A 24685-nucleotide genomic window follows, 5' to 3' on the forward strand; every position below is an offset into this window, starting at 1 on the left:
CAGCGGCAGGGCTAACGTCGCGCACTTTCAATTGCCTGGACTTGAGTTGATGACACGTATCGCCGTCGGCGGCTTCCTGCACGAGACCAACACCTTCGCTCCGACGAAGGCGACTTTCGCAGACTTCCAGCACGGCGGCGGATGGCCGGCGATGACTGAAGGCGCCGACGTGCTGAGGGTGATGCGCCGCATCAACGTCGGCCTCGCCGGTTTCGTCGACAGCGCCGAAGCCAAGAGCTGGGAACTCGTTCCGACGATCGCGTGCGGTGCCAGCCCCTCCGCGCATGTCACCAGGGACGCCTTCGAGCGCATCGTCAAGGTGATGGTCGATGGCATCGCGGCCGCCGGCCCGATCGACGCCGTCTATCTCGACCTGCATGGCGCCATGGTGACCGAGCATCTCGACGACGGCGAAGGCGAGATTCTGGCGCGCGTGCGCCGCGTCATCGGCAAGGACGTTCCGCTGATCACCAGCCTCGATCTCCATGCCAACGTCACCCCCGACATGATGGAACATGCGGATGCGCTGATCGCCTACCGCACCTATCCCCATGTCGACATGGCCGAGACGGGCCGCGCCTCCGCAAGGCATCTCGCGCTGCTGCTGGACACGAAACAGCGATTCGCAAAGGCCTTCAGGCAATTGCCGTTCCTGATCCCGATCAGCTGGCAGTGCACCAACGACCAGCCGACCAAGGGCATCTACGAAAAACTCGCTGTCCTGGAGAGTGATGCGGTTCCGACGCTGTCCTTCGCGCCCGGCTTCCCCGCCGCCGATTTCCGCGATTGCGGGCCGAGCGTGTTCGCCTATGGCAAGACGCAAGCCGATGCCGATCGCGCAGCGGATGCGATCGTAAAACTGATCGAAAGCCACGAGGACGATTTCGACGGCAAGATCTGGTCACCCGATGACGGCGTGCGCCACGCGATGGAACTCTCGAAGGGCGCGAGCAAGCCGATCATCATCGCCGACACCCAGGACAATCCCGGCGCCGGCGGCGATTCCGACACCATGGGCATGCTGCGCGCACTGGTACGCAACAAGGCGAGTGCTGCGACCGGCGCGATCTACGATCCGGAATCCGCCAAGGCCGCCCATGTGGCCGGCGTCGGCGCCACCGTGACGCTGTCACTCGGCGGCAAGTCCGGCATTCCCGGCGACGAACCCCCCCCCCCCCCTATCGCGAGACCTTCGTCATCGAAAAACTCTCCGACGGCCGCTTCATCGCGCCCGGCCCTTACTATGGCGGCCGCGAGATGGAGATGGGCCCCTCTGCCTGCCTGCGCATCGGCGACGTCCGCGTCGTCGTCTCCTCACACAAGGCGCAGCTCGCCGACCAGGCGATGTACCGCTATGTCGGCATCGAGCCGACCGAAGAGAAGATTTTGGTCAACAAGAGCTCAGTGCACTTCCGCGCCGACTTCGAGCCGATCGCGGAAATGCTGATGATCTGCGCCGCGCCTGGGGCGATGCCGGCGGACACAGCCACCCTGCCATGGACGCGCCTGCGGCCGGGTATTCGCATCAAGCCGAACGGCCCGGTTTTCACTCCCTCCTCACGCTAACTGGATACAACACATGCCCACGATCGACCGCATCGACGGTTATGCCGACGAACTCACAGCCATTCGCCGCGACCTCCACGCCCATCCGGAGATCGGCTTCGAGGAAGTGCGCCACCTCCGGCATCGTCGCGGACAAGCTGAAGAGCTGGGGCATCGAGGTGCATCGCGGTCTCGGCGGCACCGGCGTGATCGGCGTCATCAAGGGCAAGGGTTCGAGCGGCAAGCGTATCGGCCTGCGCGCCGACATGGACGCGCTGCCGATGGAAGAGAACACCAATCTGAAATGGAGTTCGAAAATCCCCGGCCGCTTCCACGGCTGCGGCCATGACGGCCATACGACCATGCTACTGGGCACCGCACGCTACCTCGCCGAGACCAAAAACTTCGACGGCACGGTGCATCTGATCTTCCAGCCGGCCGAGGAAGGGCTTGGCGGCGCCCGCGCGATGATCAAGGACGGCTTGTTCGAGAAATTTCCGTGCGACGAGCTCTACGGTCTGCACAACGCGCCGGACCTCAACCACGGCGAGATCGCGATCCTGCCCGGCCCGGCGATGGCCAGCGCCGACTTCTTCGACCTCCGCATCACCGGCTACGGCGCGCATGGCGCGATGCCCGAACGCTCAAAGGACGCGGTGATCATCGCGACCACACTGGCGCAGGCGATCCAGACCATCGTCAGCCGCAACGTCGAGCCACTGCAGGCCGCCGTCATCTCGATCACGCAGATTCACGCCGGTTCCGCCTACAACGTCATCCCCGGCGAGGCGCATCTCTGCGGCACCATCCGCACCTTCTCCGATGAAGTCCGCGCCCTGATCAGCCAACGCATCCGCACGATCTGCGCCGGCATCGCGAGCGCCTTCCAGTGCGAGATCGAAGCCGACATCCGCGACACCTTCGGCGTGCTGGTCAACCAGGTCGAGCAGTCCAAGGTGGTCGAGGAGGTCGCGCGCACCGTCGTCGATCCTGCCAAGGTGATTACCCGCACCCAGCCGAAGATGGGCAGCGAGGATTTTGCCGACATGCTGCAAACCATTCCCGGCGCCTATTTCTGGGTCGGCCACGACGGCTCGGTGCCCGTGCACAATCCCGGCTTCGTGCTCGACGACAAGATCCTGCCGATCGGTGCCAGCATGTTCGCCCGGATCATCGAGACCCGTATGCCGGTAGGTAGCAATGCATAAAAAGAGCGTCGAAGAGGCGGTCACCTCGCTGCACGATCTTTCCGCGGTCGATCTGATCGCGGGCTATCGCGCCAAACAATTCTCGCCAAGCGAGGTGCTGGAAGACGTGCTCGCGCACGTCGCAGCGTGGGAGCCGCATCTTAGAGCGCTCTATGCATTCGATCCCGACGGCGCGCGCGAGACCGCGAAGGCCTCGACCGCGCGCTGGACCGGCGGCGAGCCGTCGGGCTCGCTCGACGGCGTGCCTGTGACGGTGAAGGACAACATCGCGACCAAGGGTGTGCCCGTGCCGCTGGGGGCCGCGAGCGTCAAGCTGCTGCCGGCCGAGAAGGACGCGCCGCCCGCCGCGCGCCTGCGCGAAGCCGGTGCGATCATCTTCGCAAAAACCACCATGCCCGATTACGGCATGTTGTCCTCGGGGCTCTCCAGCTTCCATGCGCTCGCGCGCAATCCCTGGGACCTCTCCAAGAATCCCGGCGGGTCCAGCGCCGGCGCGGGCGCCGCTGCGGCAGCCGGCTATGGTCCGCTGCATCTCGGGACCGATATCGGCGGCTCGGTTCGTTTGCCCGCGGGCTGGTGCGGCCTGGTCGGATTGAAGCCAAGCTTTGGCCGCGTGCCGATTGATCCCGCCTATGTCGGCCGCGTCGCGGGGCCGATGACCCGCACCGTCGATGATTGCGCGCTGATGATGAGCGTGATGGCAAAACCCGACCGGCGCGACGGCATGAGCCTCCCCGCCGAGCCGCTGAACTGGAAGGGGCTGGAGAAATCGCCGCGCAAACTCCGTATCGGATTGATGCTCGATCCCGGCGTTGGCCAGGCGCTGGAGAAGCCGGTGCGCGAGGTCGCGGTGAAGGCGGCGAAAGCGTTCGAATCCGCAGGCGCCGTCGTCACCGAAGTCGACGGCATCCTCACGCGCGAAATGCTCGACGGCCTCGACAACTTTTGGCGCGCACGGATGTGGGATGATCTGTCGAAGCTGACGCCCGCCGAGCAGGCAAAGGTACTGCCCTACATTTTCAAGTGGGGCGAGTCTGGCGCGAAGCTCTCGGGTGTCGACGTCATCAGGGGCTTCAACCAGACCATGGCGATCCGCGCCGCGGCATCAAAGCTGTTCTGCGAGCTCGACTATGTGATCTCGCCGACCGCGCCGAACGTGAACTATCCGGCGGAATGGGCCTCGCCGACCAACGATCCCATGAAGCCGTTCGAGCACATCGCCTATACCGTGCCGTGGAATATGTCGGAGAATCCGGCGATCTCCATCAACGGCGGCTTTGACGCCAGGGGTTTCCCCATCGGCGTCCAGATCGTCGGACGCCGCTTCGACGATATCGGCGTGCTCGGCATGGCCAAGGCGTTCGAGAGCTTGCGCGGCCCGCAGAAGCCCTGGCCCAGCCCGCCCGCGACGTAGAGCTTGGCCACCACACGCCCAGTCCGCGCAAGACGGACGCTGGCGGCCGTGCGTGACGTCTCCTCGATATGGAAATTCAGGACAGGGAAGGAAACCACCATGGCGTATGAGACGATCAAATACGAAACCGCCGAGCAGATCCTCACCATCACGCTGAACCGGCCCGACAAGCTCAACGCCTTCAACGCGCAGATGCAAGGGGAGCTGATCGACGCGTTCGATGCCGCCGACAAGGACGACGACGTCCGCGCCATCATCGTCACCGGCGCCGGCCGCGGTTTCTGCGCGGGCGCAGACCTTTCGTCGGGCGCCGATACCTTTGATCGCGACGCACGGCGCGGGCCCGTAAAGCGCTTCGCCGACGGCAAGGTCGACTACAGCGATTCCCAGGTGCGCGACGGCGGTGGCCAGGTGACGCTGCGCATCTTCAAATGCTTGAAGCCGGTGATTGCCGCGGTGAACGGTCCCGCGGTCGGCATCGGCGTCACCATGCAGCTCGCGATGGACATCCGCATCGCCTCCGACGCCGCGCGGTTCGGCTTCGTGTTCTCCCAGCGCGGCATCGTGCCGGAGGCGGCCTCGAGTTGGTTCCTGCCGCGCATCGTCGGCATTTCCCAGGCGCTGGAATGGTGTTATTCGGGCCGCGTCTTCCCAGCCCAGGAAGCCCTCGCCGGCCGTCTCGTCAGCAAGGTCGTAGCCCCGGATGATCTGCTGCCGACCGCCCGTGCGCTCGCCAAGGAGTTTGCGGCGAAGACGGCGCCGGTGTCGGTGGCGCTGATCCGCCAGATGATGTGGCGCATGATGGGCGCCGACGATCCCATGGAAGCCCACAAGGTCGACAGCCGTGGCATCTACGCCCGCGGCCGCTCGGACGATGTGAAGGAAGGCGTGACATCGTTCCTTGAGAAACGCCCTGCGCAGTTCAAGAACAAGGTGTCGAGCGATATGCCGGACTATTTCCCGTGGTGGACCGAGCGGGAGTACAAGTGAGGCCTCTTAACTTTCTGCGCTTCGAGAGAAGTGGTGGGTTACGCTTCGCTAGCCCACCCTACTTTTCTCCATGCATCATCAGCGCCACACGCCCGATCGCCTTGCGGTCAAGCAACAGCCGCATCGCCTTCGCATAATCTTCCAGCGGCAGGCGGTGCGAGATGTTGGGCCGCAGCTTGCCCTCCTCCGCCCATGTCAGCAGCGCCTTCAGACGCGTCTCTCCAAGCGCGGGATTTTTCCGCACGGCTTCGCCGGCACGCACACCGAGCACGCTGGCGCCTTTGATCAGCAACAGATTGGTCTTGGCCGAACCGATGCCGCCGGTGAAGCCGATCACCAGGAGCCGCGCGCCCCAGGCGATGCAGCGCATCGAATTCTCGAACACCTCGCCGCCGACGGGATCGAACACGACGTCGGCCCCGCGACCGTCAGTGATACGCTTGACCGCATCACGAAACGGCTCGCGGTCGTAGCGGATAAGATGATCGGCGCCGCGGGATTTCGCGATGGCCAGCTTCTCGTCGCTGGAAGCGGTCGCGATCACGGTCGCGCCCAGCATCTTGCCGATCTCGACGGCAGCAAGGCCGACGCCCCCGCCGGCGCCATGCACCAGCAGCACCTCGCCCGGCTGGACTCGACCGCGGTCGATCAGCGCGTGATAGGCAGTGCCATGCCCGGCGAGATAAGTCGCAGCTTCCGCATAGTCGAACGTCGATGGCATCGGCGTGAGCTGCGACGGCGTCACCACGGCTTCATCCGTGAAGGCGCCGTGCCGCATTTTGACGATGACCTTGTCGCCGACGGCGACGCCGCTTGCCTCTGCGCCGACCTCGGTCACGTCGCCGGCCGCCTCCATACCCGGCGTGAACGGCAGCTCCGGCTTGAGCTGGTATTCGCCGGCCGCCATCAACACGTCGGGAAAATTCAAGCCAGCGGCGCGGATCGCGACCCGCACTTGGCTCGGCTTCAGGTCGCGCGACGGAAACTCCTCCAGCCGCAACGTTTCGGGCTCGCCGAGCGCGCGGCAGACGACAGCCCGCACCATCAGGCCGCGCTCGCCTTGCGGCGCAGGATCGCCTCACGGATCAGCGGCAGGCGGTCGTTGCCGAAATACATGTCGGTCTTGCCGACGAAGATCGTCGGCGAGCCGAAGCCGCCGCGGGCGACGACCTCTTCGGTGTTGGCCTTGAGCTGGTCCTTGATCCCCTGCCCGGAAATGCCCGCGAAGAATTTCTGCTCGTCGACGCCGACCTTCCTGCAGATTTCGGCGAGCACTGCGTCCCGCGAGATGTCCTTGTCTTCGCCCCAATAGGTCTCGAACACCGCCGTGGCGAAAGGCACCGATTCCTGCCCGAGCCAGATGCAGCCGCGCATCGCTTTCACGCTGTTCACCGGAAACACCGTCGGCGGCATCTTGATCGACAGGCCGGCCGAGCGCGTCCAGTCGGCAAGGTCCTTTTTCATGTAGCGCGCCTTCAGCGGCACCGGCGTCTCGCGCTGCGCATAGACGCTCGGATTGACCGTGTTGAAGATGCCGCCGACCAGGATCGGCCGCCAGATGATCTCCGCGCCGAGTTCTTTGGCGAGCGGCTGGATGTTGTGGAAGGCGAGATAGGTCCAGGGGCTGGAACAGTCGAAGAAGAACTCGATCATGGCGTTTCCGGTCCGGCGTCCCGGGTTTCAAGGCGACTTTTGTTGTTCTGTACCTCGACGTTAAGACATGGCAGGAAGGGGCGCAACACAACCCGCCGGGAGGGCCGCCATGCTGTTTCCAACCACGATCGCCGGCTCCTTGCCGAAGCCGGAATGGCTCGCCGAGCCCAACATGCTCTGGGCGCCATGGAAGTCGCAAGGCGACGAGCTCGTCCGCGCCAAGCGCGATGCGACCATGCTTGCCGTCAAAGTCCAGGAGGACGCCGGCATCGACATCGTCACCGAGGGCGAGCAGGCCCGACAGCATTTCGTCCACGGTTTTCTGGAGAAGATCGAGGGCATCGATTTTGCCCACAAGGTCGAGATGGGCATCCGCAAGGATCGCTACAAGGCGATGGTGCCGCAGGTGGTCGCCCCGCTCCGGCTGAAGAGCCGCGTTCACGCCGATGAGGCGCGCGTCGCGCGGATGCATACAAAGAAGAAGCTCAAGTTCACCCTGCCCGGCCCGATGACCATCATCGACACCATTGCCGATCGCTACTATGGCGACCGCGTCAAGATGGCCTTTGCATTCGCCGAACTCCTGAACGAGGAAGCCAAGGCGCTCCAGGCCGACGGCGTCGATCTCGTGCAGTTCGACGAGCCCGCCTTCAACGTCTACATGGACGAGGTCAACGACTGGGGCATCAAGGCGCTGGAGCGCGCGGCGCAAGGCCTGACCTGCGTCACCGCCGTGCACATCTGCTACGGCTACGGCATCAAGGCCAACACCGACTGGAAGGAGACGCTCGGCGCACAATGGCGGCAGTATGAGCAGATCTTTCCTGCGATCGACGCCAGCCCTATCCAGCAGGTCGCGATCGAATGCCGCAATTCGAAGGTGCCGCTCGATCTCCTCGCGCTGCTCAAGAACAAGATCGTGCAGGCCGGTGTGATCGATGTCGCCAGCGACACGGTGGAGACCGCCGAGGACGTCGTGCAGGTGATCGACGCTGTGTCGAAATTCGTACCCAAGAGCAACATCATCGCCACCACCAATTGCGGCATGGCGCCGATGCGGCGGGAGATCGCCGAAGCCAAGTTGATGGCGCTCGGTGCCGGTGCCGCCCTGGCACGCGAGAAGCTCGGATGATGACGGTGATCCGGACGGCGCTCGTCGTCGCAACAGTTGCGGCGATCACCTCGTCTGCGTGCGCGGAGGATCGCTCCGTGCTCCTTACCTGCAAGGCGATGGTGGAGCGCGCATCGCGGGATGCGAATGCCGCGAGCGAAGTCGAACTGACCCGGTGCCGCCAGGTGATCCGCGAATGGGCATTGCGCGATGCGCGAACAAATGTGGATGAAGAAGGCAGGCCGCTCCGCTAATCCAGGGCGGTGGGATGCAGCAGCAACAGATATCCGGCACTGAGCGCGCGCAGTGTGGACGGGGGCGTCAGCAGCATTGGGCTCGCCAGCTCACCCGTAGCGCGGGCATAGCCGGCAGGCGACCACGTTAGCGCTCGTCCCTGTATCACCAGAAAACTCTCTTCGCCCTGCTGCACCATCGCGCCGTCAGGCAATTCTGCGAGGGGCGCAGGCAGCGGGTGCAAGCGCTTGCGACCATGATCCAGACGTTCCAGGTGCAGTTGGACATCAATCTCCTTCGCACGCGCATTACTCACGCCGTTGCCCGTCTCCCACGCCGCGCGAAAGCGCTTGGCGTCGTCGCGGCGGCAGAAGAAGCAGGGACGGTGACCCGCGGCAAAGGCCGTGGCCTCGTCGAGAAAGAACAGCTCGGTCCAGCTCCGCCGCGCCATCACCGGCCGCCGCCAGCCGCGGAATTCACACAGGCAAACGATCCAGGCCGGCGACGACCAGCGCTTCCTCAGCAGCGTCTTCGTCGCGGGATCGTGGATGATGCCGCGGTTGCCGGTGAACAGGCCGCGGTGCGGTGTGGCAATGATCTCGCCGGTCGGCGTGACGCGGTTTTGCAGGGGCATCGATGGCTCCGCCGCGCCGTCGCGATAGTCACGCCGCCCCGTCGCGGAGCGGCGGGTGGTAGGACAGCGCTGTGTCCCACGGGAAGAATATCCAGGTGTCCTGCGAGACTTCGGTGATGAAGGTGTCGACCAGCGGACGTCCCTTCGGCTTGGCGTAGACGGTTGCGAAATGCGCATCGGGGAGCATCGCGCGCACCAGCTTGCCGGTCTTGCCGGTGTCGACGAGATCGTCGACGATCAGGAGCCCCTTGCCGGTGCCGCCGCCGAGTTTCATCGCCGCATCTGAAATGCCCTTGAGAACCTGCAAGTCACCCTGCTTGTCGTGATCGTAGCTGGCGATGCAGACCGTATCGATCACGCGCACGCCGAGCTCGCGCGCGACGATCGCGGCCGGCACCAGGCCGCCGCGCGTGATCGCAATCACCGCGTGGAATGGACCGACCTCGTTGAGCCGCCAGGTCAGCGCCCGGCAGTCCCGATGGAACTGGTCCCACGAGACAGGGAAAGCCTTGCCTGCGCGTTCCTGCGCGCTCAGTTCCGGTGCATCACCAGCCATTGTCGTCTCCTAATTCGTCTGCCGGCAGCTAGCGGGTGATATTCAATCCCGCCAGCATTTCCTTCACCGCCACCATCGCTGCCGCCAGCTTGTCCGCGTCGCGCGAGCGCACCACCAGGTTGGTGTTTGGCTTCTGCTCTTCATCCATGAAGGGATAGCTGCCGATGATGGTGTCGGGGTGCTCGGCGGCGATCACTCGCAGTGGGCTGCCGATGTCACCCTCACGCGCATTGGCGCGGACCGATTCGGAAAGCATGCGCACGCCCGATTTCAGCTTGGGCGAGACGATGTCCATCATCGCCTGCATGATCGAGGGCACGCCGGCCATCACGATCACATTGCCGATCTTGAAGCCGGGGGCGAGGATGGTCGCGCTCTGGATCAACTCCGCACCGTCGGGAATGCGGGCCATGCGCAGGCGGGCCTCGTTGAGATCCTGCTCGCTCCATCGCTCGCGGAAACGGGCGACCACCTCCGGGTGATGGTCGATGCCGACGCCGAACGCCTTGGCGACGCTGTCGGCGGTGATGTCGTCGTGGGTCGGGCCAATGCCGCCGGTGGTGAAGACATAGGTGTAGCGATGCCGCAGTGCATCCAACGCGGCAATGATGTCGGGCTCGTCGTCGGAGACGACCCGGACCTCCTTCAGGTCGATGCCGATATTGGTCAGGTATTCGGCGATGAAGCCGATATTCTTGTCCTTGGTCCGGCCGGACAGGATTTCGTCCCCAATAACCAGAATGCCCGCCGTGACGATCTCGCTCATAAACTATCCCTCACTTTTAGTGCCGACTTTGCCGAGGTAACGCGTTGAAGTCACGCGGTTTTGCTGCCGAAATAAGCAGTCCTCAGCCATTTTTTCAGGCAAGCCGCCGGCCATCCCCGGCAAATGTCCTCTGCCCATGCTTATCGCGCTGGCCCGGCCCTTGCTACCGCATGAAAGTCATGCACTCTTGCCGCATGGCCAGGACGTTGCGGTCTCCATCAAGGCCTGACGACCTGTCGAATGGCGCAACGCCTTGCGGAGACAAGTCGGGATCTATGGCACTCGCGTTTGATGAAATGAACATTCCCGGTGGGGACCTTCGCCCCGCCTATCAGGAGCTGGCACGCTGGCTCAAGGAGACGCCGCCCGAGGCGCTCGAATATCGCCGCCAGGAGGCCGAGCTCCTATTCCGCCGCATCGGCATTACCTTCGCGGTCTATGGGGAGTCCGAATCCACCGAACGCCTGATCCCCTTCGACGTGATCCCGCGGATCATGTCCGGCAAGGAATGGGCGCTGCTCGAGAAGGGCCTGAAGCAGCGGGTGCGCGCGCTCAACATGTTCCTGCGCGACATCTACCATGGCCGCGACATCCTCCGTGCCGAGATCGTGCCCGACGACCTCATCTTTCAGAACCCGGTCTTTCGTCCCGAGATGAACGGCCAGCAGGTGCCGCACGACGTCTACGTGCACATCGCCGGCATCGACATCGTCCGGGTCGATGCAGAGGACTTCATCGTGCTGGAGGACAATGCGCGCACGCCCTCGGGCGTGTCGTACATGCTGGAAAACCGCGAGATCATGATGCGGCTGTTTCCGGACCTGTTCGCCCGCCACAGAGTGGCGCCGGTCGAGCGCTATCCGGACGAGTTGCTGTCCGCCCTGCGCTCAGTGGCGCCGCAAAGCGCCTCCGGCGAGCCAACCGTCGCGCTGCTTACCCCTGGCGTTTACAACTCGGCCTATTACGAGCACTCCTTCCTCGCCGACAAGCTCGGCATCGAGCTGGTCGAGGGCCGCGACCTCATCGTCAAGAACAACGAAGTGTTCATGCGGACGACCGAAGGCGTGAAGCGCGTTGACGTGATCTACCGTCGCGTCGACGACGACTACCTCGATCCCCTCACCTTCCGCCCCGACTCCGCGCTCGGCGTGCCCGGGCTGATGTCGGCCTATGCGGCCGGCAACATCACGCTTGCCAACGCGGTCGGCACCGGGATCGCCGATGACAAGGCGATCTACTCCTACATGCCGGACATCGTAAAATTCTATCTCGGCGAGGAGCCGATCCTGAAGAACGTGCCGACCTGGCGCTGCCGCGAGCCGAAGGATCTCGCCTATGTGCTGGACCATCTGAACGAACTCGTCGTGAAGGAGGTGCACGGCTCCGGCGGCTACGGCATGCTGATCGGTCCTGCCGCGACCAAGGCGACGATCGAAGCCTTCCGCGAAAAGCTCAAGCGCGAGCCCGAAGGCTTCATTGCGCAGCCGACGCTGGCGCTCTCGACCTGTCCGACCTGCACGGCATCCGGCCTTGCGCCGCGCCACGTGGACCTGCGGCCGTTCGTGCTCACCGGCAGCAAGAGCACCACGATCGTGCCGGGCGGGCTGACACGCGTTGCGCTGAAGGAAGGCTCCCTGGTGGTGAATTCGAGCCAGGGCGGCGGCACCAAAGACACCTGGATTCTGGACGAGTAGAGAGATGCTGTCGCGCACCGCCGAAAACCTCTATTGGCTCGCCCGCTACGTCGAACGGGCCGAGTATCTCGCGCGCACCATCGATGCGACGCTGCGCGTCACCGCGCTTCCCGCCGCCTATATCGGCAAGACCAACGAATGGGACTCGGCGCTTTTGACCGCCGGCGTCGCCGCGAGCTTCTATCAGCAGTACGAAGAAGCCAACGAGCACAACGTCGTCGATTATCTCTCGTTCTCGGCCGATAATCCGTCCTCGATCAGGAATTGCATCGAGGCGGCGCGGCTGAATTCGCGCTCGGTGCGCACAGCGCTGACGAGCGAGATGTGGGACACCATCAACTCGGCGTGGATCGAGTTGCAGGAGGTCTGGAGCAGAGGAACCTCCACGCGCGAGGATCTCGCAAAATTCCTGCGCTTCGTGCAGGAGACCTCGCTGCGCTTCGACGGCTCGGCCTACCGGACCATGCTGCGCAACGACGCCTATTGGTTCTCGCGGATGGGCCTGCATCTCGAACGCGCCGACAACACCGCGCGCATTCTCGACGTGAAATACCACGTGCTGTTGCCCGAGGAGGAGCATGTCGGCGGCCCGCTCGATTTCTACCAGTGGACCTCGATCCTGCGCTCGGTCTCGGCGCTGACGGCCTATCACTGGGTCTATCGCGAGACGCTGAAACCCTGGCTGATCGCGGATTTGCTCATCCTCAACGACTCGCTGCCGCGTTCGCTTGCAAGCTGCTACGGCAATCTCGTGCGCAATCTCGACCAGATCGGCGTCGCCTATGGCCGCCAGGGCCCCGCCCAGCGCCATGCCCGCGGCATCCGCAACCGGCTGGAACACAGCAACATGAACGACATTTTCCAGCATGGCGTGCATGAATTCATTCAGGAATTCATCGCGGATAATGCCAGGCTGGGCGAAATCATCACGAAGCAGTATTTGATCTGATACTGCTGTCATCCCCGGGACGCCCGCAGGGCAAGCCCGGAACGACGACGCCAGAACAACGGTCCATCATGCGCCTGCGAATCCTGCACACCACGACCTATCGCTACGAGCCGGAGGCCACGAGCGTCATCCAGATCCTGCGCATGACGCCCGGCAGCCACGACGGGCAATATGTGGCGGAGTGGCAGATCGACGTTTCGACCGACACCAAGCTCGACACCCACGAGGACGCATTCGGCAACGTCACCCATGTGCTGTCCTGCGGACCCGTCAGCGACATCAGGATCACCGCCGAGGGCCTGATCGAAACCCATGACACCGGCGGCGTGCTGCGCGGCGCCGATGAGCGCTTTCCGGCAGGTATGTTCTTGCGCGCCACCGACCTCACCACCGTCAATCCGGGGATGAATGCAGTTGCGCGCCAGCTGCGCAGCGAGGCCGAGAGCGACACGCTCGGCTTCCTGCACACGCTGATGACGCAGATCGGCGATCACATGACTTTCGACGAGGACCCGACCAACAGCGGCACGTCAGCGGCGGAAGCGTTCACGCTCAAGCGCGGCGTGTGCCAGGACTACGCGCATATCTTCATCGCCTGCGCTCGCAGCGGCGGCGTGCCTGCGCGGTTCGTCTCCGGCCACTTCCTGCGCTCCGACGGCACGGTGCATCAGGACGCCGGCCATGCCTGGGCGGAGGCTTACGTTGACGGCCTTGGCTGGGTCGGTTTCGACCCCGCCAACAGCATCTGCGCCACCGACGCACATGTCCGCGTCGCGATCGGGCTCGATTATCTCGGCGCCGCCCCCGTGCGCGGCACCCGTTATGGCGGCGGCCCCGAGACGCTGGCGGTGGCCGTGAAGGTCGAGCAGGCCGGCCGAAGCGGCCAGTCGCAATCGCAGTCCCAGCGGCAAAGCTGAGCCGCGCCACCCAAGCCCCTCACCGGCCGACTGCTTTCGGCCCGCCGCCCGCGGGAATCGGGGGTTGGAGCGGCCCTTGAAATTGGCTAGTAATTCCGCGCAAACGCGTTCGGGGACTGGAAATGACCTATTGTTGCGGAATCCTGGTTCGGGACGGTCTGGTGATGATCGCCGACACCCGCACCAATGCCGGCCTCGACAACGTCTCGACCTTCCGCAAGCTCCACATCTTCTCCAATCCCGGCGACCGCATCATGGCGATCGCCAGCGCCGGCAACCTCGCAATCAGCCAATCGGTGCTCTCCACGTTGACCGAAGGCCTCGAAGACCCCAACACGGGCGAGATCGAGACGCTGATGAACGCGCCGACCATGTTCCAGGCGGCCCAGCGCATCGGTCGGGCGATCCGGGCCGTGCACGCGACCGAAGGGCCGGCGCTGAAATCCGAGGACGTGTCCTTCGACGTCTCCTTTCTGTTCGGCGGCCAGATCAAGGGTGCGCGCATGCGCCTGTTCATGGTTTACACCGCGGGTAACTTCATCGAGTGCACCACCGACACGCCCTACTTGCAGATCGGCGAGCACAAATACGGAAAGCCGGTACTCGACCGCGCCATGCATTACGACGTCGAACTCTACGAGGCGCTGAAGACGGGCCTGATCTCGATGGATTCGACCATGCGCTCGAACCTCGGCGTCGGCCTGCCGATCGACGTGCTGGTGGTGCGTGCCGACGCCTGCGAGGCCGATCTCAACCACCGCATCGAGGCGGGCGAGCCCTATTTCCACGATTTGCGCTCGCGCTGGTCTGCGGCCTTGCGCGCCGCGCATCAGAACATTCCGCGGCCGCCCTACAAGAACGAAAAAGAACCCAAAACCTGACAATTTAAGAGAAAAGGCAGGAAACGATGAGTGAAGCGAAAAAGATCGCAGTGGTGACGGGCGCCGGCACCGGAGTCGGGCGCGCGGCGTCGCTGGCGCTGATGAACACCGGCTTCACCGTGGTGCTCGTCGGGCGCCGACTCGACATGCTCGAGGAGACCGCGAAGCTTGGCCCGGCGGGGAAAAGCCTCTGCGTCACCGCCGACATGACCAAGCCGGACTCGATTGCCTCGCTGTTCGCTAAGGTGAAGGACACCTATGGCCGGCTCGACGTGCTCTTCAACAATGCCGGCATGGGCGCACCGCCGGTGAATTTCGAGGATCTGACCCTCGAACAGTGGCAAGCGGTGGTGAACACCAACCTCACCGGCCCGTTCCTGTGCACCCAGCACGCCTTCCGTATCATGAAGGACCAGAGCCCCCGCGGCGGCCGCGTCATCAACAACGGCTCGATCTCGGCGCATGCGCCGCGGCCGTTCTCGGCGGCCTACACCTCGACCAAGCACGCCATCACCGGCCTGACCAAGGCCTCTAACCTTGACGGCCGCATGTATGACATCGCAGTCGGCCAGGTCGATATCGGCAACGCGGCGACGCCGATGACCGACCGCATGGTCAACGGCGCCCGGCGTGCTGCAGCCCGACGGCACGTCGAAGCAGGAGCCGCGCATGGACGCGAAGGCGGTCGGCGATGCCGTTGCCTACATGGCCGGCCTGCCGCTCGACGCCAACGTGCTGACCATGACTGTCATGGCCACCAAGATGCCGTTCGTCGGACGGGGCTAACTCAAAAATCTCGAAAACAACCCCATGCACAGTAGGCGCGTAGCGGCGCCCTATTGATTCATCTGCGCTATTTCCGCAGCTGTCATTGCGAGCGTAGCGAAGCAATCCAGTATCCCTCCGGGGCAACAATCTGGATTGCTTCGTCGCAAGGGCTCCTCGCAATGACGAGAGGAGAGAGCTCCCGCCCTACTCCAAACTCTCCACCTGCCGCAGGCTTGGAAACAGCTTCATCCATAGCAGCGCCACTGCGACCGTGCAGGCGCCACCGAGAACGGCCGCCGGCATGGCGCCGAACAGTGCGGCGGCGACCCCGCTCTCGAACTGGCCGAGCTGGTTGGACGCGTTGATGAAGAGGAAGTTCACCGCACCGACCCGGCCGCGCATCTCGTCGGGGGTCGCGAGCTGCACCAGCGAGAAGCGGATCACGACACTGATCGTATCGGCCGCGCCGAGAATGGCGAGCGCGAGCACCGACAGCCACATCCAGGACGACAGTGCGAACACGATCGTCGCGACGCCGAACACGATCACGGCCTGAAACATGCGCAGGCCCACATGCCGCGAAATGGCGTGACGGGCCAGCACCATGGTCATCGCCAGCGCGCCGACCGCGGGCGCGGCGCGTAGGATCCCCAGCCCCATCGGACCGGTCTGGAGGATGTCGCGGGCATAGATCGGCAGCAGCGCGGTGACGCCGCCGAACAGCACCGCGAACAGATCGAGCGAGATGGTGCCGAGGATCGCCGGATTGCTGCGGATGAAGCGGACGCCGGCGAAGACATTGTCCGAGTTCGTCCCCTCCTTGGCGATCGCCTGCGGGCGCGGCCGGATGAAGCCGGTCAGGATCATTCCAAAGATCCAGAACAGTACCATCATTGCGTAGGCAAGATGCGGCGCGACCGCGTAGGCAAAACCGCCGAGGGCCGGCCCCGTGATGGTCGCGACCTGCGCGGCACCGCTGGAGACGGCGGTGGCGCGCTGCAGCGAGCCCTGCGGCGCGATCGCCGGCAGCAGCGCCGCGGTGGTCGGACTTTCGAAGGCTCCGGCAATGCCGAGCACGAAGGTCGCCACAAAAATCTGCACTTCGCTGACCAAGCCGAGATAGGTGATGACGCCGAGATAGAGCGCGGTCGCGGCTTCCACCAATTGGCAGAGCTGGACGACGCGCTTGCGCTCGTAGCGATCGGCGGCATGGCCAGCGACGAACACCAGCAGCGCCGTCGGCAGGAATTGCACGAGGCCGACCATGCCGAGGTCGAAGGCCGAACCTGTGAGATCGTAGATCTGCCAGCCGATCGCGACCGCCGCGATCTGGCTGGAAAAGCGCGACAGGCTGCGCGAGAGCAGGAAGAACAGGAAGGCACGGTGGGAGAGGAGCACGCGGGCGCTGACCGGCGGAATTCCGGATATTGGCTGGTCTGGCATCGCCTCTTCGGTCACGCTCGGACTATCCGGCTCCTGATGTCGACGTGCTCCGCGTGGCTGACGCGGGCCTGCTTGTCAACAGAGGGATGCTCCGACAATCTCCCGGCATTGCGTTTGCAACGCACGGGCGGCCATAATCATCGGGTTTGGGGACATCATGCTGCGGCTGCAATCGGCACTCGGCGTTTTCGCATTGCTGTTGATCGCCTTGGTACTGAGCGAAAATCGCCGCGCAGTCTCGCTGCGCCAGGCGGCGATCGGCCTCGTCGCCACTTTCGTCACCACGATCGTGCTCCTGAAGGTGCCCGTCGTCGCGCGCACCTTCGGTGCCATCAACGATGCCGTGGGCGCGATCTCGACGGCCTCGCGCGCCGGTTCGTCCTTCGTGTTCGGCTATATCGGCGGCGGGCCCCTGCCCTTCGATCTGAAAGTGCCGGGCGCCGATTTCATTCTGGCCTTCCAGGCGCTTCCTATCGTGCTGGTCATGAGCGTGCTGACGACGCTCTTGTTCTATTGGCGCGTGCTGCCGCCAGTCGTGCGCGGCATGGCTTGGCTGCTGGAGCGGACGCTGGGGGTCGGCGGCGCGGTCGGACTCTCGACTGCCGCCAACATCTTTCTCGGCATGGTCGAAGCACCGCTGTTCGTGCGGCCGTATCTCGCGCAGATGACCCGCAGCGAATTGTTCCTGGTGATGACCGGCGGCATGGCCGGCATCGCCGGCACGGTGCTGGTGCTCTATGCGACGCTCCTTGCTCCCCTCATTCCTGACGCCGCCGCGCATTTCGTCATTGCCTCGGTGCTGGGCGCACCGGCCGCGATCCTCGTCAGCCTGATCATGGTTCCGGAAACATCCGACAAGCGCACCGGCGGCGCGCTGGAGGATCCCGAGATGGAGGTCTCCGGCACGATGGATGCAATCGTGAAAGGCACCGGCGCGGGGATCGAACTGCTGATCAACATCGTCGCGATGCTGCTGGTGCTTGTCGCGCTGGTCTATCTCGTCAACGCTATCCTCGGCCTGCTGCCGAACGTCGGCGGCGCCGCGATCTCTTTGCAGCGCCTGCTTGGCCTTGTGATGGCGCCGGTGTGCTGGTTGATGGGATTACCCTGGGATCAGGCCGTCATCGCCGGAAGCCTGATGGGCACCAAGACCGTGCTCAACGAATTGATCGCCTATGTCGACTTCTCAAAGCTGTCGCACGATGCGCTCGATCCGCGCTCGCGGCTGATCATGCTGTACGCGATGTGCGGCTTCGCCAATTTCGCCAGCCTCGGCATCATGATCGGCGGTCTCGGCGTGATGGCGCCGGAACGGCGCGAGGAAATCAACGCGCTCGGGCTGAAGTCGATCGTATCAGGCACGCTGACGACGTGTTTGATGGGCGCGATCGTGGGGGTGTTGACGTGAGGCTTGCGTGAGGCTTGCGTCCTCATTGCCAGGATGGAGTGCAGCGCAATCCGGACAATACTTCCATGTTAATCTCGCCTGGAGATTCGGGTGGAATTGATTCATGGGCAACGGCGTTGGTCAGCGTGCATTTCAAAATGCCCGGATTCAGAAACGGCAAAAAGCCGAAGTGACGCCGCTGCTCGAGCGCGCCCTCTATCTGCATAAGGCGGGGCTTCTCACCGAGGCTCAGGCCGCCTATCGCCAACTCCTGGAGCTTGCGCCCGATCAGTTCGTAGCGCTGCATTTGCTCGGCGTGCTGGAGTCTCAAGCCAAAAACTATCAGCAAGCCGAAATTCTACTAAGCCGAGCGGTTGCCGTGGATCCGCGGTCTCCTGAAGCCCAGATGAGCCGTGGCGTCGCGCTGAACGGGCTGCAACGTCATGATGAGGCCCGCGAGAGCTATAAAAAAGCCATCGCTTTGCGGCCCAATTACGCCGTTGCCCTGTCCAATCTCGGTAACGTATGCCTCGCCCTAGATCTTCACCATGAAGCGCTCGAAAGTTTCGACAAGGCGCTCGCAATCGATGGAAACCTTGCCGATGCCCATAACGGCCGAGGCTGGGCGCTCTGCAGTCTGCGCGACTATGGTGAGGCCATTGCGAGCTTGAACCGCGCGCTATCGATCCAGCCTAATCATGTCTCGGCACTGACGAACCGCGCTGCTGCATGGCTGGAACTTCTGCGATTTGACGAAGCCTCAGCGGATTACAACCGGGTGATCGCTCTCGCACCCGACAACGCGAACGGGTGGTACGGGCGGGCCACTGTCCTGGTCCGAAACAAAGGAATTGCCGACGCATTGCCTGATTGCGAGAAGGCTCTCGCGATCAATCCCGCTTTCTTTCAGGCCCACATCCTGCTTGGCCAATGTCTCGCGGGACTTGGCCGGGTCGACGAAGCCCACGCCAGTTTCGACAGGGCTCTTGCCATCAAGCCTGACTTCGAGGACGCGATCACCAACAACTGATATTCGCGCTCGATTTTGTGGCGGGCGCCAGCGTTGCGCAGCATCAGCAAGCGCGGCAGCTTTGGTGGGAACGGGTCGGCGCGAAGATCGCTTCAGCAGCGGTAGGACCGCATGACAACAGCTGCGATCCGGATCGCCGTCTGGTGCTGGGTTATGTCTCGTCGGATTTTCACGCGCATTCGGCGGCGTTCATTTTCAAGCCGGTCCTGCAACACCATGATCGGACACAGTTCGAGATCGTGTGCTACTCTTGTTCGCCGAAAGCGGATGCGACGACTGGCGAATTTCAAGGGTTCGCCGACCGCTGGCGCGACGCCTCGCAATGGACCGACGATCACCTCGCCGCTCAAATCCGCGCCGATGGCATCGACATCCTGATCGATCTGTCCGGCCATACCAAGGGACACCGGCTCGGCGTGTTTGCGCGGAAGCCGGCACCGGTCCAGGTGCATGGCTGGGGCCACGGCACCGGCACCGGGCTGCGAACGATCGATTATCTGTTCTCGGACCCGGTCGCGATTCCCTTTGCGGTTCGGCCGCTGTTTGCGGAGACCGTTGTCGACCTGCCATGCTTTGTGACGCTGGTGCCGCTGCCGGACGGGATTGCGCGGGCGCCAACGCCGGCGATCTCGAACGGTTTCATCACATTCGGCGTCTTCAACCGTATCAGCAAGATTTCGGACGAGGCGGTGGAAGTCTGGTCCAGGATTCTCGAGCGGGTGCCGGGTTCGCGACTGCTGATCAAAGATTTTGCGCTGGACGATCGGCTGGTCCGCGACAATCTGCTGGCGCGGTTTGCAGCTTGCCGGTTGCCGGCCGAACGCGTCGACCTGCTCGGAGCCACCTCGCGAACCGAGCATCTGGCATCGTTCAATCGCGTCGATATTGGCCTCGACCCGTTCCCGCAGAATGGCGGCGTCAGCACTTGGGAAGCCTTGCAGATGGGCGTGCCGGTGGTGGCGAAGCTCGGTAACAGCCTGCCTAGCCGTGCTGCGGGCTCCATCCTCACCGCGCTTGGCCTGCCGGACTGGGTCGCGAATAGCGATGAGGCGTATGTCGAAATCGCGGCTGGCCGTGGATCGCAGATCGGCGACCTCCAGAAGTTGCGCTGCGAACTGCCCGGACAGATCAAGGCTGCAGCCGCCGGCAACCCCGTCTCATACACGCAAGCAGTGGACGATGCCTATCGCGCGATGTGGAAACGCTATTGCAATGGCCACTCCCCGCAATGACGACGAGAGAGCTTACGCTTTCAACTCCACCGTCCTGAACTCCGCCGGCAGGATTACCTCCAGCAGCTCGACGTCGTCCGAATAATCCAGAATCATGTGCTTGATCTTCGGCGGCTGAGTCCAGGCGCTGCCCTCTTTCATCAGCGTCTCGCCCTCTCCGTCCATATAGGTCTTCACCCAACCCTTGAGCACGTAGACCATCTGGAATTCGACGGCGTGGAAGTGCAGCTTCGAGACCTCGTCCGGGTTGCAGGGACCTTGCAGCCGGATCACGTGCGCTTGCGCGAGGCCGTGGCTTGCAGCAGCGATGCCGAGATCGCGATACTTCGCGTAGGTGCGCAGACCGTCGGCCTTGAAGTCTTCCTCGCGGTGATGGCTGATGGCGATGCGCTGCTTGGGACCCACGGGCTTTTTCGGGGTGACAGTGCGCGCCTTCGCTTTCACCGCCTTGCGCGCCGATAATCGGGGCGCGGCCTTGGCGCCACTCCGCTTCTTCACCGCGGCTTGCAATGCGCTGCGCGATTTTACTTTCTTGGCCATGGGCCGGCCTCCCGTTTTGTTGTGAAGGAGACGCTAGCACAGAAAAAAGACTCGTAGGGTGAGTTAGCCGTAGGCGTAACCCACCTCTTTCGCTTCCGAGGATACAAACAGTGGTGGATCACGCTGCGCTCATCCAGGTCCTACGCATCCCGCGATCAATGCAACCGAAACACACCGTCGACCGCACGCAGCTCGGCCGGCTTGATCAGCTTGGAATGCACGACCGTCACTGAGAACAGTGGGCCGTCGAGCTTCTGCTGCCAAAACGCCAGGAAATCCGTCAGCGCCGGGAATTTCGGAAACATGTCGTAGTTCTGCCAGACATAGGTCTGGAGCAGCGAGCGATGATCCGGCATCCGGTAGAGAATTTCCGCCGTCGTCAGCCCGTAACCCAGCACCTGTTTCCGGAAATCGTCGGAAACAACCCCAACCCGCGAGACCATGCCAACCTCCTTTGCAGGAGCGCATATTCAAGGGGTGGCTTTCCGGTACGCGCCCTACGAGCCACCCGGTGGAGATGCGCTCACAAGATAGAAATGTGACGCAAACTGACAATCCATCTCAAGCCCAAAAGTTTAACAAGCTGTTGAAATTCAATGCGTTAGCAGCAGATGCGGCACCGTGCTAATAAGATCCGAGTTGGCCGGTTAACGATGGTAAAGAATTCTGGCAGGCAGCGCTTCTGAGTGCTGATTTTTCTGGTACAAGCCCTTGCCCCCGCAAAAATCCTGGCCTATTTGAGGTTCACCCGCCTTAGCACTCGCGGGCATCGGTTGCTAACATCCTGAAAACATCAATCCGTGCAAACGTTTAGGAGAACTGCATGAAATTCCGTCCGCTTCACGACCGCGTCGTGGTCAAGCGCATTGACGCAGAAGAGAAGACCGCTGGCGGCATCATCATTCCCGACACCGTCAAGGAAAAGCCCTCGCAGGGCGAAATCGTCGCTGTCGGCCCCGGTGGTCGCGACGAAGCCGGCAAGCTGATCCCGATCGACCTGAAGGTCGGCGACCGCGTGCTGTTCGGCAAGTGGTCCGGCACTGAAGTCAAGATCGACAACGTCGATCTGCTGATCATGAAGGAAAGCGATGTCATGGGCGTCCTCGACGTCCCCGCTTCCAAGAAGAAGGCGGCCTAACAGCCCCCTCTCCCCACCCAGCTAGACACCTAAGGAAAAATCCAGATGGCAGCTAAAGAAGTCAAATTCGGCGTCGATGCACGCGACAAGATGCTGCGTGGCGTCGACATCCTCGCCAACGCCGTCAAGGTGACGCTCGGCCCCAAGGGCCGCAACGTCGTCCTCGACAAGTCGTTCGGCGCTCCCCGCATCACCAAGGACGGCGTCACCGTCGCCAAGGAGATCGAGCTCGACGACAAGTTCGAGAACATGGGCGCGCAGATGGTGCGCGAAGTCGCCTCCAAGTCGGCTGACGCGGCCGGCGACGGCACCACCACCGCAACCGTGCTCGCGGCTGCGATCGTTCGTGAAGGCGCCAAGTCGGTTGCCGCCGGCATGAACCCGATGGATCTGAAGCGCGGTATCGATCTGGCGGTGGAAGCCGTGGTCGCCGACCTCGTCAAGAACTCCAAGAAGGTCACCTCGAACGAGGAAATCGCTCAGGTCGGAACCATCTCCGCCAACGGCGATGCCGAAATCGGCAAGTTCCTCTCCGACGCCATGAAGAAGGTCGGCAACGAGGGCGTCATCACGGTTGAAGAAGCCAAGTCGCTCGAGACCGAACTCGAGGTTGTCGAGGGCATGCAGTTCGACCGCGGCTACATCTCGCCCTACTTCGTCACCAACGCCGACAAGATGCGCGTTGAAATGGAAGATGCTTACGTCCTCATCAACGAAAAGAAGCTATCTCAGTTGAATGAATTGCTTCCCTTGTTGGAAGCCGTGGTGCAGAGCGGCAAACCGCTAGTGATTATCGCCGAAGACGTCGAAGGCGAAGCTCTTGCCACCCTGGTCGTCAACCGTCTCCGCGGCGGCCTGAAGGTCGCGGCCGTCAAGGCTCCGGGCTTCGGCGATCGCCGCAAGGCCATGCTGCAGGACATCGCGGTTCTGACCGGTGGTCAGGCGATCTCGGAAGATCTCGGCATCAAGATGGAGAATGTCACGCTCGCCATGCTCGGTCGCGCCAAGAAGGTGATGATCGACAAGGAAAACACCACCATCGTCAGCGGGGCCGGCAAGAAGGCCGACATCGAGGCGCGCGTGGCCCAGATCAAGGCGCAGATCGAGGAAACCACCTCGGACTACGACCGTGAGAAGCTCCAGGAGCGTCTCGCCAAGCTCGCGGGCGGCGTCGCGGTGATCCGCGTCGGCGGCGCGACCGAGGTCGAGGTGAAGGAGCGCAAGGATCGCGTTGATGACGCGATGCATGCGACCCGCGCGGCTGTGGAAGAAGGCATCGTCCCGGGCGGCGGCGTCGCCCTGCTCCGTGCTTCCGAGCAGCTCAAGGGCCTGCGCACCAAGAACGACGACCAGAAGACCGGCGTCGAGATCGTGCGCAAGGCGCTCTCCGCGCCCGCTCGCCAGATCGCGATCAACGCCGGTGAAGACGGCTCGGTGATCGTCGGCAAGATCCTGGAGAACAAGACGTATGCTTACGGCTTCGACTCCCAGACCGGCGAGTACGTCAACCTGGTCACCAAGGGCATCATCGACCCGACCAAGGTCGTGCGTACCGCGATCCAGAACGCAGCCTCGGTTGCGGCCCTGCTGATCACCACGGAAGCCATGGTCGCCGAGTTGCCCAAGAAGGGCGGCTCCGGCCCCGCAATGCCCCCGGGCGGCGGCATGGGCGGCATGGATTTCTGATCCAGCCACTCCGGCAAACCACAAAACGCGAAACCCCGGCAGCAATGCCGGGGTTTTTGTTTTGGGGAATGATCGTTTCGCGCCGCCAGAATGACGGGAGGCCTCACCACACCTTCCCCAGCCGCTCCATGTGCGGCTCGCCGTGTTCGTCGAGCGACCAGAAGATCCGCGTCACCCTGCCGACGAGATTGTCCATCGGGATGAACCCCATCACGGACATCATGCGGCTGTCGGTGGAGTTGTCGCGGTTGTCGCCAAGCGCGAAGAAATGACCTGATGGCACCGTGAAGACGCTGGTGTTGTCGAGATAACCGTTGTCGACGCAGTCATATGTCACATAGCTCGCGCCGTTCGGCAGGGTCTCGCGCCAGCGCTTGATCCCGGTGCCGGCATCCACACCGCAGGCGGAGCCCCCGGGCACGCTCGCGAGAGCGACGCGCGTCACCGGGCGGTCATTGAGGAAGAACTGGCCCTGCCGCATCTGGATGCGGTCGCCGGGCAGCCCGACCACGCGCTTGACGTAGTCGACCGAATTGTCCTTCGGCGTCCGGAACACCACCACATCGCCAAACTCGGGCTCGGCCGCAAAGACGCGACCCGAGATCCATGACGGCGCGAAAGGAAAGGAATAGCGGCCATAGCCATAGGCATATTTGGCGGCGAACACATAGTCGCCGACGACCAGCGTCGGCCTCATCGAGCCGGACGGGATGTTGAACGGCTGAAACAGGAAGATGCGAAACAGGAACGGCGGCGACCACAGCACCGGGATCAAGAGGATCAGGATAACGATCGCCTTCCATTCCCGCGATTTGCCCTGCGGTTGGGTGGTGTCCTGGAGAGTGGTCATGCACCTGCCCCGATCAAGCCTGTGGTCGTCGCCAGGCTACGCAACCTTCGCGCGAGCGC

The 24685-nt window shown here is 63.4% G+C and carries 20 protein-coding genes and 4 pseudogenes; 15 read left to right on the forward strand and 9 right to left on the reverse strand.

What is annotated here, in order from left to right; translation table 11 throughout:
* Positions 1–49 precede the first annotated feature (49 nt).
* From ACVWW3_RS15930 to ACVWW3_RS15945, 4 genes and pseudogenes are all read left to right on the forward strand, one after another.
* A pseudogene (locus ACVWW3_RS15930) lies at positions 50–1566 on the forward strand (M81 family metallopeptidase).
* Positions 1567–1579: 13 nt separating this feature from the next.
* Positions 1580–2753: pseudogene (locus tag ACVWW3_RS15935) on the forward strand (M20 aminoacylase family protein).
* Entirely contained in the window at positions 2746–4167 is a 1422-nt protein-coding gene (locus tag ACVWW3_RS15940; RefSeq protein WP_456649392.1) for an amidase, read from the forward strand. Before ACVWW3_RS15935 ends, ACVWW3_RS15940 begins: the two are co-directional and overlap by 8 nt.
* 99 nt (positions 4168–4266) lie before the next feature.
* Positions 4267–5157: a crotonase/enoyl-CoA hydratase family protein gene (locus ACVWW3_RS15945; RefSeq protein ID WP_456649391.1), complete on the forward strand. Its 891-nt coding sequence runs from the start codon at positions 4267–4269 to the stop codon at positions 5155–5157.
* Positions 5158–5215: 58 nt separating this feature from the next.
* Here the strand turns inward: ACVWW3_RS15945 and ACVWW3_RS15950 are convergent, their stop codons facing one another.
* A complete protein-coding gene (locus tag ACVWW3_RS15950) occupies positions 5216–6202 on the reverse strand; it encodes an NADPH:quinone oxidoreductase family protein (RefSeq protein ID WP_456649390.1) in 987 nt (328 codons plus the stop codon).
* Entirely contained in the window at positions 6202–6810 is a 609-nt protein-coding gene (locus tag ACVWW3_RS15955) for a DsbA family protein (RefSeq protein ID WP_456649389.1), read from the reverse strand. The genes ACVWW3_RS15950 and ACVWW3_RS15955 overlap by 1 nt, the downstream gene beginning before the upstream one ends.
* Positions 6811–6919: 109 nt before the next feature.
* On the opposite strand from ACVWW3_RS15955, the gene ACVWW3_RS15960 reads away from it, so the two are divergent.
* Both ACVWW3_RS15960 and ACVWW3_RS15965 read left to right on the forward strand, forming a co-directional pair.
* Positions 6920–7942: a methionine synthase gene (locus tag ACVWW3_RS15960; RefSeq protein ID WP_456649388.1), complete on the forward strand. Its 1023-nt coding sequence runs from the start codon at positions 6920–6922 to the stop codon at positions 7940–7942.
* Positions 7939–8175, forward strand: coding sequence for a hypothetical protein (locus tag ACVWW3_RS15965; protein WP_456649387.1), 237 nt, complete (start codon positions 7939–7941; stop codon positions 8173–8175). The genes ACVWW3_RS15960 and ACVWW3_RS15965 overlap by 4 nt, the downstream gene beginning before the upstream one ends.
* Here the strand turns inward: ACVWW3_RS15965 and ACVWW3_RS15970 are convergent.
* From ACVWW3_RS15970 to ACVWW3_RS15980, 3 genes are read right to left on the reverse strand one after another with little or no spacing between them, the layout of a single operon-like run.
* Positions 8172–8789: a hypothetical protein gene (locus tag ACVWW3_RS15970; protein WP_456649386.1), complete on the reverse strand. Its 618-nt coding sequence runs from the start codon at positions 8787–8789 to the stop codon at positions 8172–8174. The two genes, ACVWW3_RS15965 and ACVWW3_RS15970, sit on opposite strands and share 4 nt — an antisense overlap.
* Positions 8790–8817: 28 nt before the next feature.
* Positions 8818–9345 (reverse strand): xanthine phosphoribosyltransferase, encoded by a 528-nt coding sequence (gene gpt, locus ACVWW3_RS15975; RefSeq protein WP_247338869.1) that lies wholly within the window; start codon positions 9343–9345, stop codon positions 8818–8820.
* A 28-nt stretch (positions 9346–9373) separates the two neighbouring features.
* Entirely contained in the window at positions 9374–10111 is a 738-nt protein-coding gene (locus ACVWW3_RS15980) for a competence/damage-inducible protein A (RefSeq protein ID WP_247338870.1), read from the reverse strand.
* 275 nt (positions 10112–10386) lie between these two features.
* Here ACVWW3_RS15980 and ACVWW3_RS15985 point away from each other — a divergent pair, with 275 nt between their 5' ends.
* The 5 genes and pseudogenes from ACVWW3_RS15985 (at position 10387) to ACVWW3_RS16005 (ending at position 15338) form a co-directional block, all read left to right on the forward strand.
* Positions 10387–11805 carry a circularly permuted type 2 ATP-grasp protein gene (locus tag ACVWW3_RS15985; protein ID WP_456649385.1) on the forward strand — a complete coding sequence of 473 codons (1419 nt, stop codon included), beginning with the start codon at positions 10387–10389 and terminating at the stop codon, positions 11803–11805.
* A gap of 4 nt (positions 11806–11809) precedes the next feature.
* Entirely contained in the window at positions 11810–12754 is a 945-nt protein-coding gene (locus tag ACVWW3_RS15990; RefSeq protein ID WP_247338872.1) for an alpha-E domain-containing protein, read from the forward strand.
* 68 nt (positions 12755–12822) lie between these two features.
* Positions 12823–13671: a transglutaminase family protein gene (locus ACVWW3_RS15995; protein ID WP_247338873.1), complete on the forward strand. Its 849-nt coding sequence runs from the start codon at positions 12823–12825 to the stop codon at positions 13669–13671.
* A gap of 122 nt (positions 13672–13793) precedes the next feature.
* Complete coding sequence (locus ACVWW3_RS16000) at positions 13794–14552, forward strand: proteasome-type protease (RefSeq protein ID WP_247338874.1); 759 nt, start codon at positions 13794–13796, stop codon at positions 14550–14552.
* 26 nt (positions 14553–14578) lie between these two features.
* A pseudogene (locus tag ACVWW3_RS16005) lies at positions 14579–15338 on the forward strand (SDR family oxidoreductase).
* Positions 15339–15524: 186 nt separating this feature from the next.
* Here the strand turns inward: ACVWW3_RS16005 and ACVWW3_RS16010 are convergent.
* Entirely contained in the window at positions 15525–16763 is a 1239-nt protein-coding gene (locus tag ACVWW3_RS16010; protein ID WP_456649383.1) for an MFS transporter, read from the reverse strand.
* 157 nt (positions 16764–16920) lie between these two features.
* Here ACVWW3_RS16010 and ACVWW3_RS16015 point away from each other — a divergent pair, with 157 nt between their 5' ends.
* Both ACVWW3_RS16015 and ACVWW3_RS16020 read left to right on the forward strand, forming a co-directional pair.
* Positions 16921–18171: a NupC/NupG family nucleoside CNT transporter gene (locus tag ACVWW3_RS16015; RefSeq protein ID WP_456649382.1), complete on the forward strand. Its 1251-nt coding sequence runs from the start codon at positions 16921–16923 to the stop codon at positions 18169–18171.
* Positions 18172–18274: 103 nt separating this feature from the next.
* Positions 18275–20412: pseudogene (locus ACVWW3_RS16020) on the forward strand (O-linked N-acetylglucosamine transferase, SPINDLY family protein).
* A gap of 12 nt (positions 20413–20424) precedes the next feature.
* Here ACVWW3_RS16020 and ACVWW3_RS16025 read toward each other — a convergent pair.
* Both ACVWW3_RS16025 and ACVWW3_RS16030 read right to left on the reverse strand, forming a co-directional pair.
* Positions 20425–20952, reverse strand: coding sequence for a cupin domain-containing protein (locus ACVWW3_RS16025; RefSeq protein WP_456649381.1), 528 nt, complete (start codon positions 20950–20952; stop codon positions 20425–20427).
* A 155-nt stretch (positions 20953–21107) separates the two neighbouring features.
* The gene (locus ACVWW3_RS16030) at positions 21108–21395 is read right to left on the reverse strand and encodes an usg protein (RefSeq protein ID WP_247338894.1); all 288 of its coding nucleotides are present in this window, start codon (positions 21393–21395) and stop codon (positions 21108–21110) included.
* 380 nt (positions 21396–21775) lie between these two features.
* Between ACVWW3_RS16030 and ACVWW3_RS16035 the strand changes: the two genes are divergently transcribed.
* Together ACVWW3_RS16035 and groL are read left to right on the forward strand one after the other, a co-directional pair.
* A complete protein-coding gene (locus ACVWW3_RS16035; protein WP_247338897.1) occupies positions 21776–22090 on the forward strand; it encodes a co-chaperone GroES in 315 nt (104 codons plus the stop codon).
* Positions 22091–22135: 45 nt separating this feature from the next.
* Positions 22136–23776 (forward strand): chaperonin GroEL, encoded by a 1641-nt coding sequence (groL, locus tag ACVWW3_RS16040; protein ID WP_247338899.1) that lies wholly within the window; start codon positions 22136–22138, stop codon positions 23774–23776.
* Positions 23777–23879: 103 nt separating this feature from the next.
* Here groL and lepB read toward each other — a convergent pair whose 3' ends face one another.
* Positions 23880–24626 (reverse strand): signal peptidase I, encoded by a 747-nt coding sequence (lepB, locus tag ACVWW3_RS16045; protein ID WP_456649380.1) that lies wholly within the window; start codon positions 24624–24626, stop codon positions 23880–23882.
* Between the last annotated feature and the right edge of the window lie 59 nt (positions 24627–24685).

Source organism: Bradyrhizobium sp. LM2.9 (genome assembly GCF_054056555.1).